This window comes from Amycolatopsis keratiniphila subsp. keratiniphila (genome assembly GCF_001620365.2).
Taxonomy (GTDB): domain Bacteria; phylum Actinomycetota; class Actinomycetes; order Mycobacteriales; family Pseudonocardiaceae; genus Amycolatopsis; species Amycolatopsis keratiniphila.
In genome coordinates, this window is sequence record NZ_LQMT02000053.1 from 20,503 (window position 1) to 28,619 (window position 8,117).

Genomic DNA, 8,117 nt, shown 5'->3' on the forward strand with positions numbered 1-8,117 from the left:
AAGTTCCACGGCGTGATCAGCGCGTTCACCCCGACCGGCTCGCGGCGGGTGTAGTGCAGCGTGTCCGGGAAGGACACCGGGTTCGTGGTGCCCTGGATCTTCGTGACCCAGCCCGCGAAGTACCGCAGATGCTCGGCCGCGCCGGTGACGCTGACCTGACGGGAGATCCCGATCGGTTGGCCCTGGTCGCGGGTCTCGAGCGCGGCCAGCTCCTCGTGGTGCTCGTCGACCAGCGACGCCAGCTTGAACAGCAGCGCGGCCCGCTGGACCGGCAGCAGTCCCGCCCAGGCGGGGTCGTTCAGTGCCTTGCGCGCGGCACCGACGGCGGCGTCGACGTCGGCCGCCGACGCGGTGCCGACCTCCTCGATCACCTGGCCGGTGGCCGGATCGTACGTCGGCAGGGACCCGCCTCCCGCGGCGGTCCACTGTCCGTCGATGAACAGGCGTGTGGCCATGGCTAGCTCCTCCTCGACCGGTGTGTGATCGAGTATCGGGCGCCGCGAGGTCTGCGGTCTTGCCCGCCAGGGCACGCCGATTGTCGGCCAGCGAACCGAATCCGCCGGACGTCCGCGGGCCTTGCGAGGGTGGGGGACATGGACGTCATCGTGGTGGGAGCGGGTTCGGCCGGTTCGGTGGTCGCCAGGAGACTGGCCGACTCCGGGGCGTGGGTCACCCTGCTCGAAGCGGGCGGGCCGGACACCAATCCGGCCATTCACGACCCTTCGCGGGCCGGTGAGCTGTGGCACGGACCGGAGGACTGGGACTACTACACCGTGCCGCAGCCGCACGCGGCGAACCGGCGGCTGCATCTGCCGCGCGGCAAGGTGCTCGGCGGGTCGCATTCGCTCAACGCGATGATCTGGGTGCGCGGCGCCCCGGCCGACTACGACGGCTGGGACCTGCCCGGCTGGCGCTGGCACGACGTCCGCCCGGTGTTCGAACGGATCGAGAAGGATCTGCTCGACGTCGTGCCGAACGAGCCGCTGCACCCGATCCAGCAGTCCATTGTGGACGCGGCGATGGAGATCGGGCTGCCGTTCAACCCGGACTACAACGGCGACGAGCTCGACGGCGTGTCCGTGCAGCGGGTCACCACCCGCGACGGCAAACGCCTCAACACCTGGCTCGCCTACGGGCAGCCCGCCGCCGAACGGATGACCGTCCACACGGGAGCGCTCGTCCACCGGTTGCTCTTCGAAGGCGACCGGGTGACCGGCGTGCTCGCCGAGGTCGACGGTGAACTGCGCAAGGTCTTCGCCGACGAGGTCGTGCTCGCCGCCGGCGCGCTGGCGTCACCGGCGATCCTGCTGCGCAGCGGGGTCGGCCCGCTCGACGAACTGGAGGTGCACGGCATCGACGTCGTCGCGGAGCTGCCCGGCGTCGGGAAGAACCTGCACGACCACTTGCTCTCGCCGGTCATCTTCGCGACCGATCGCCGCCGGGTCGATCCGCCCGCGCCGGGGCGGTCGGTGACGCAGACCCATCTGTTCTGGCGCAGCCGTCCCGGCCTGGCGGTGCCCGACACGCAGCCGATCCACTTCAGCGTGCCGATGTACGAGGAGTGGATGAGCGGTCCGGAGACCGGGTTTTCGCTGATGGCGGGCATGGTCACGCCGCGCAGCCGGGGCAGTCTGCGGCTTTCGGGACCGGACCCGGACGACATGCCACTGATCGACCTCGCCGCGCTGGAGGATCCGGCCGACTTCGAGAGCCTGGTCGCGTCGGTGGAGCAGTGCCGGGAGATCGGCCGCGCGTCCGCGCTGGCGGAGGAATGGGGTGCCCGCGAGCTGTATCCGGGGCCGGAGGCCGACGTCCGCGAGTACGTCCGCCGGACCGCGATCACCTATCACCACCAGGTCGGGACCTGCCGGATGGGCACCGACGCGGACTCCGTGGTCGACCCGGAGCTCGCCGTGCACGGGCTCAGCGGCCTCCGGATCGCCGACGCGTCGGTGCTGCCGCGGGTGACCACGGGCAACACCAACGCGCCGGCGGTGCTGGTCGGCGAACAGGCCGCCAGGTTCATGCTCGGCCGATAGTGCGGCGCAGCCAGGAGGCCCGGGCGGCGAGCGCGGCCCGGGTCACCTCGCTGTCCGGGGCGATCCGGTCGAAACCGTGGTAGGCGCCCGCCCAGACGTGCAGTTCGGTGGGCACGCCTGCCTGCCAGAGCCGCCGCGCGTAGTCGACGTCCTCGTCACGGAAGATCTCGGCCGCGCCGACCTCGATGAAGGCGGGCGGGAGCCCGGTGAGATCTTCCGCGGTCGCGGGAACCGCGTACGGCGACGTCTGTCCATTGAGGAGTGAACGCCAGCCGAACTCGTTGGCCTCACGTCCCCACACGCCGCGTTCCGCGAATTCCACTGTGGACGCGGAATCGTTGCGGCTGTCGATCATCGGGCACAGCAAGAGCTGTCCGGCCAGCGCCGGGCCGCCGCGATCCCTGGCCAGCAGGGCGATCCCCGCGCTGAGGCCGCCTCCCGCACTGCCGCCGCCGACGATCAGCCGTCCGGGATCGAAGCCGAGTTCGGCCGCGTGCTCGGCCATCCACGTCAGGCCCGCGTAGCAGTCTTCGATCGGCGCCGGATGCGGATGCTCGGGCGCGAGCCGGTAGTCCACGGTCACCGAGACGAAGCCGAACTCCTCGACCAGCGCGACCATCCGGGGCAGGTCGGCGAACCGGTCGTCCAGCACCATGCCGCCACCGTGGATGTTGTAGAACCCCGGCGCGTTCCGGGCATCTCGCGGCTTGACGACGGTGACGACCACGTCGGTGCCGGGTACCTCGCGATCTTCCCAGACGAGATCCCGGTCGCCGATCGCCTCGGCGCAGGTCAGGTTGCCCTCTGCCATCGCCTGGCGGATGCCCGCCAGCGAGTCCGCGCTCAGTGGCGGCCCGGCGGGCAGGCCTTCGAGGGCGCCGGCGAGTTCGGGATCGAAGGCCGTCACGGTCCCTCCGGATCGACGACGCCGCGGTCGGCCCAGTACGGCTCGACCAGTTCCCGGAGCCGCTCCGCGCCCACGCGCTCGACGAGGTCGACGGCGCCCAGGTTGTCCTTGAGCTGCTCGGTGCTCGTCGCGCCGAAGAGGGTGGTCGTGTTGGCCGGGTGCGTGAGGGTGAACGCGAGGCACAGTTGTGCCGGGGTCGCGTCCAGTTCGGCCGCGATCTTCGCCAGCGCCGGGGCGGAGGAGGCGATGCGCTCGCGGATGTCACCGGGATCGCGGCCGACCTGGCGCGCGCCACTGTTCTTGCCGAGCAGGACGCCGCCCTCGAAGATGTCCGAAGACTGGAGCGTGACGCCGAGTTCACCGAAGACCTTCGCGAACGGTTCGCCGTCCGGAATGGACCGTCGCGCGACGCTGTACTTCAGCTGCGCGATGGCGGGGCCTGGCACGTTCTCGGCCGCGGCGAAATCGTGCAGGGCCTGGATCGTGGTGGCGCTCCAGTTGTTCACGCCCCACTGACGGATGAGCCCGGCCTCGCGGAGCTCGTTCAGATCGAGCACCAGCCGGTGCAGATCGGTGTCGTCGCGCCGGAGATCGCCCAGCACCACGAGATCGGCGTGCTCGACTCCAGCGCGGAACAACGCGTTGTCCAGCTGGTCGCGGAGGTTGTGCTCCGGGTAGCCCTCCAGCCAGAGCTTGGCCGAAAGCAGGTAGTCCTCGCGGCGGAGGCCCGCGGCGCGGACCATCGCGGAGAACAGCACGTCGGTGAAGACCGGTGTCGCGCCGGGGAATCCGTAGACGCCGACGTCGAAGAGCGTGATGCCGGAATCGACCGCCGTGCGGACGAGGTCCACCGCCTCGCGGAAGTCCATCCGGTCGTAGGTGTGCCAGGAGCCGAGCGAGAGTACGCCGGTGAGCGGGCCGTCGCGGCCGATGCGGCGCTGGGGGATGGTCATTCGGGTCTCCTAGGGGAGGCGGGGATCGATGACGGCTTTGAGTTCGCCGAGCCGCGACATCGACTCGACGCGTTGGGAGGCTTCGGAAAGCCCGACCGGTTCGCTGAAGAGTTCGTCCCACGGCAGCCGGTCGGCGAAGGTGCGGAAGAAGTCCACCGAGCGGTGGTAGTCGGCGATGTCGCCGTTGAGCGAACCGGCGACCGTGAGTTCCTTGCCCATCACCGTGCCCAGTGCCACGGGGGACGGCGTGGGGCCGGTGGAGCCGACGATCGCGATCGTGCCGCGCTGTGCGGCGAAGGCGACGGCCTCCTCGCCGATGGTCGGCCCGCCCGCGAAGTCGAAGACGTGATCGGCGCCCCGGTCGTCGGTGAGTTCCTTGACCCGTTCGATGCGGTCTTCGACGGTGCCGTCGACCGGGATCGTCGCCGTCGCCCCGAAACGCTCGGCGGTCTTCAGCCGGTCGGCCGGGCCGCCGATGGTGATGACGTCGCCCGCGCCGGAGATCCGCGCGACCGCGGTGGCGAACACGCCCAGCGCGCCGGCGCCCTGCACCACGACCGTCGCACCGGGACGGATCGCGCCCGCGCGGGAGACGGCGCGCAGCACGGTTTTGCCCGCACAGCCCGACATCGAGGCCCACGTGTCCTTGACGTCGTCGGGAAGCAGGAGCTTGGCGGCACCGGGAGTCACGTAGCAGTACCGCACGAGCCCGCCGGTGGCGTACGGGAAGACGTCGGAGCGCTGCAGGAATCCGTATCCGCGCTTCCCGCAGGCGACCGGCTCGCGCAAGATCGTGCAGCCGTAACACTTTCCACAGGTCGACTCGGACCAGCCGATGCGGTCGCCCTCGGCGATCTCGCGGCCGAGGGTGTCGGTGGTGCCCGGTCCGACGGCCACCACTTCGCCGACCATTTCGTGCCCCAGCACCATCGGGAGCATGCCGGGGAAGGTCATCTGGCCGGACCAGAGGTGCACATCGGTCCCGCACAACGTGGTGCAGGTGATCCGGACCAGCGCGGCGCCCGGTTCCGGCTCCTCGGGCAGCGGTAGTTCCCGCAAGGTGAGCGCGGAGCCGTGTTCGGTGAGCACCGCCGCTTCGGTTCTGTTGACCATCTTTTTAGTCTACAGTCGTAGGAGAAAAAGTCCAGATCCTGGAGGAAACCATGCCGTCGCAACGTATTCGTCCCGCTTCGCTCGTTGTCCGCGGCGGTCCTGTGCTCACCTTCGACCCGGCGGGCACGGTGGTGCGGGCGATGGCCGTGCGAGACGACCGGATCGTCGCCCTCGGTGACGTCGCGCTGGATCACGTCGGTCCGGAGACGGAGGTGATCGACCTCGCGGGGAGAACCGTTCTGCCCGGTATCAACGACTCGCATCTGCACGCGACCTGGCTCGGCGCGCGCTGGCCGGACACGCTCATCGGCGGCGCCGGATTCACCGGGGGAGAAGAGAAAACGGTGCGGACCGCGGCCGAACGGCGGGCAGCCATCCTGCGCGCGGGCGAGCTGTGCGCGTCGCTGGGTATCACGAGCTACACCGAACCCGGCCTGGGCCCCGGCGAGACGGGCTGCTTCGGCGCCGAAGTGCTGGAGGAGTACGCGGCGCTGGCCGGCGAAGGCCTGCTGCGCGCGAGGGTGACCGCGTTGCGCTTGTTCGGCCTGCTCGACGGCGCCAGCTCGCTGGATGATTTCGAGCGAGGGTTGGCGACTCCGGCTCCGGCCGCGAATCCGTTGTGGCTCACCGTGCCCGGGGTGAAGATCTTCGCCGACGGTATCCCACCGATGCGTTCGGCGTGGACGCATCATTGCTACACCGACGGTTCGCACGGCGCGCTCCTCGTCGACGGCGACGACGATCCAGGTCGCGCGGACAACCTGGCCGCGATGATCCGGCTCGCCCATGACGCCGGGATGACGGTCGCCGTGCACGCCACGGGGGATCGCAGCATCGAAGCCGCGCTCGGATCGCTTCGCCGCGGCGATCACTTGGTGCACGGCGATCTGGTGACGCCGGATCAGCTGGCTCGGATGGCCGCGGCGGGGGTCGGACTGACCACGCAGCCCGCCATCGCGGTGGCGATGCGGGGAATGCTGACGGACGCGCTCGGGGCCGAGGTCGGCGCGCGGGCCTGGCCGCTGGCGGAAATGCTCGCGTCGGGTGTTCCGCTGACGTTGAGCAGCGACGCGCCGGTGGTGACACCCGACTGGCGGGTGCACATCGCCGCGGCGGCCGGGATGCTGTCGGCGTCCGAAGTGGACGCTGAGCTGATGGCCCGGTTGCTGCGCTGCTACACGGTCGCGGCCGCCGAGCAGGACGGCGCGGCGGACTGGAAGGGATCGCTGACCGTGGGCCGGGTGGCGGACTTCTGCGTGCTGGCGGCGAATCCGCTCGAGGTCGCGTTCGCGGACCTGCCGGACGTCGGTGTGGAACTCACCGTGTCCGGCGGCCGCGTCGTGTACTCAGGTGAGCAGTTGCCCGCCGTCGACCTGGAGGCTCACCCCGGTGAGATGGCCGGCGTCGGCGGAGGCGAGGAACAGGACTGACGGCACCACGTCGGCGACGGAAGCGATGGTTCCCAAGGGAATCCTCGCTTCCCACGCCGCGCGGGCGGCCGTGTCGGCGGCGAATCCGGCGGTCATCGGTGTGAGGACCGGACCGGGGGCGACGGCGTTGACCCGGATGCCGTGCGGCGCCAGTTCGAGCGCGGCCGAGCGGGTGAGCGCCTCGACGGCGGCCTTGGTGGCCTCGTAGTGGCCGAGCCCCGGGGTCGGCTGCCGGGCGCCGATGGAGGTGATGTTGACGATGGTGCCACGAGTGCCCGTCTCGACCATCTGTGCGCCGACCGCACGGGTCATCAGGAAGGTGCCGCGGAAGTTCACCCGCATGCACAGATCGAAGACGCCGATGTCCAGTCCCACCAACGGCCCGCCGCCGCCGGCGAGACCGGCGTTGTTGACCAGGACCTCGACCGCGCCGAAGCGATCGGTGACGAGCGCCAGCGCCGCGTCGACCGATCCGGGGTCGGAGATGTCGAGTTCGACGTGCTCCGCGCCGAGTTCTGCGGCGAGGTCGTGGGCCGCCCGGGTGTCGACGTCGGCGATGACCACGCGGTCGCCCGCGGACTGGAAGGCTTCGGCGACTCCGCGGCCGATGCCACTGGCACCGCCGGTCACCACTACGAGTCTCTTGTTCATTCTACGATCGTAGACTAAAACTTGTTTCCGTTGCCAGCGAAAGGAAAACTCGTGGACGAGAAGCGGAACGGGCTGGGCTTCGCCACTTCGGCGCTGAGCCTGGGATCCTGGAACACATGGGACCGCATGGACTTCGAGGACGCGGTGCGCCTGATCCGGCACGCCGTCGATTCCGGGGTCACGCTGTTCGACGTGGCGCACTACAACATGGGGCCGCATTCCGAACAGTCGCGCACGGATCTCTTGTTCGGCGAGGCCGTCCGCGCCGCCGGGATCAAGCGTGACGAGTACCAGCTATGCGGCAAACTCTGGCTCTGGGACTACCCGAACACCGGCTTCGCAGAGCAGCTCGACACCTCGTTCGACCGCGTCGGCGTCGACCGCGCGGAAGCCGTCGTGGTCGGCGATTATTTCGAGCGGCCGGATATCCCGCGCATCGTCACCGAGGTGGCCGAACAGATCCGCCTCGGCCGGTTCGACGTCTGGGGCGTGAACAACTGGCACGCGCCGGATCTCGATCTCGCACTGGAGTTCGCCGCGCGTGAAGGACTTCCGGCGCCTCGTTTCGCCCAGCTGAAGTACAGCATCGCGCGCCGGTCGATGGCCGAGGGTTCCTTCTACGGCAGGCATTTCGAGGCCGGCCGGTTGACCTTGCAGGCGTCGGACGTGTTCGAGGGCGGTGTGCTGCTCGGCAAGACCCCGTCACGGAAGATCGGGGCGGATCCGGGCGGTATCCGGGAGTCGATCCGTGCCGCCGCCATGCGTGTCGCCGCTGTTGCCGGGGACTTCGGGGTGAGCTCGTCGCAGCTGGCTCTCGCGTTCTGCCTCGCTTACGAGCCGGTGGCGAACGTGTTGTTCGGGGTGAGCCGGATGGCTCAGCTGGAGGACAATCTGGGTGCTGTCGAGCTGGCCGCTTCTCGTGGTGCGGAGGTGCGGGCGGCTCTGGAAGACCTCTGGCTGGATCGCTCGGTCGCCGCCGATGGGACCTTCTGACGTCGGGAGACGTTGCGAAAGCCAGGCGGTC

The 8,117-nt window shown here is 70.0% G+C and carries 8 protein-coding genes; 3 read left to right on the top strand and 5 right to left on the bottom strand.

All coding sequences use genetic code 11. The features are described from left to right. On the bottom strand, positions 1–455 hold a 455-nt coding region (locus AVR91_RS44185), incomplete at its 3' end, for an aldehyde dehydrogenase family protein (protein ID WP_228709490.1). Positions 456–593: 138 nt separating this feature from the next. Here AVR91_RS44185 and AVR91_RS41610 point away from each other — a divergent pair. After that, complete coding sequence (locus tag AVR91_RS41610) at positions 594–2,039, top strand: GMC family oxidoreductase (RefSeq protein WP_063270954.1); 1,446 nt, start codon at positions 594–596, stop codon at positions 2,037–2,039. Here AVR91_RS41610 and AVR91_RS41615 read toward each other — a convergent pair. Genes AVR91_RS41615 through AVR91_RS41625 form a run of 3 tightly spaced genes read right to left on the bottom strand, consistent with a single transcriptional unit; the run spans position 2,023 to position 5,012 of the window. Further along, positions 2,023–2,946, bottom strand: coding sequence for an alpha/beta hydrolase (locus tag AVR91_RS41615; protein WP_063270953.1), 924 nt, complete (start codon positions 2,944–2,946; stop codon positions 2,023–2,025). The genes AVR91_RS41610 and AVR91_RS41615 overlap by 17 nt on opposite strands. Continuing rightward, positions 2,943–3,899 carry an aldo/keto reductase gene (locus AVR91_RS41620; protein ID WP_063270952.1) on the bottom strand — a complete coding sequence of 319 codons (957 nt, stop codon included), beginning with the start codon at positions 3,897–3,899 and terminating at the stop codon, positions 2,943–2,945. Before AVR91_RS41620 ends, AVR91_RS41615 begins: the two co-directional genes overlap by 4 nt. A 9-nt stretch (positions 3,900–3,908) precedes the next feature. Further along, on the bottom strand, positions 3,909–5,012 hold the full coding sequence (locus tag AVR91_RS41625; protein WP_063270951.1) for a zinc-binding dehydrogenase: 1,104 nt from the start codon (positions 5,010–5,012) through the stop codon (positions 3,909–3,911). 50 nt (positions 5,013–5,062) lie between these two features. Between AVR91_RS41625 and AVR91_RS41630 the strand changes: the two genes are divergently transcribed. Next, on the top strand, positions 5,063–6,442 hold the full coding sequence (locus AVR91_RS41630) for an amidohydrolase (protein ID WP_211282836.1): 1,380 nt from the start codon (positions 5,063–5,065) through the stop codon (positions 6,440–6,442). Here AVR91_RS41630 and AVR91_RS41635 read toward each other — a convergent pair. Then, a complete protein-coding gene (locus tag AVR91_RS41635) occupies positions 6,359–7,075 on the bottom strand; it encodes an SDR family NAD(P)-dependent oxidoreductase (RefSeq protein WP_083737959.1) in 717 nt (238 codons plus the stop codon). The genes AVR91_RS41630 and AVR91_RS41635 overlap by 84 nt on opposite strands. 69 nt (positions 7,076–7,144) lie before the next feature. Here AVR91_RS41635 and AVR91_RS41640 point away from each other — a divergent pair, with 69 nt between their 5' ends. Continuing rightward, entirely contained in the window at positions 7,145–8,086 is a 942-nt protein-coding gene (locus tag AVR91_RS41640) for an aldo/keto reductase (RefSeq protein ID WP_063270948.1), read from the top strand. The last annotated feature ends 31 nt before the right edge of the window (positions 8,087–8,117 follow it).

Coding starts and splice junctions, on each gene's coding strand:
- AVR91_RS41610 (WP_063270954.1), top strand. CDS start 594: ATGGACGTCATCGTGGTGGGAGCGGGTTCGGCCGGTTCGGTGGTCGCC.
- AVR91_RS41620 (WP_063270952.1), bottom strand. CDS start 3,899: ATGACCATCCCCCAGCGCCGCATCGGCCGCGACGGCCCGCTCACCGGC.
- AVR91_RS41625 (WP_063270951.1), bottom strand. CDS start 5,012: ATGGTCAACAGAACCGAAGCGGCGGTGCTCACCGAACACGGCTCCGCG.
- AVR91_RS41630 (WP_211282836.1), top strand. CDS start 5,063: ATGCCGTCGCAACGTATTCGTCCCGCTTCGCTCGTTGTCCGCGGCGGT.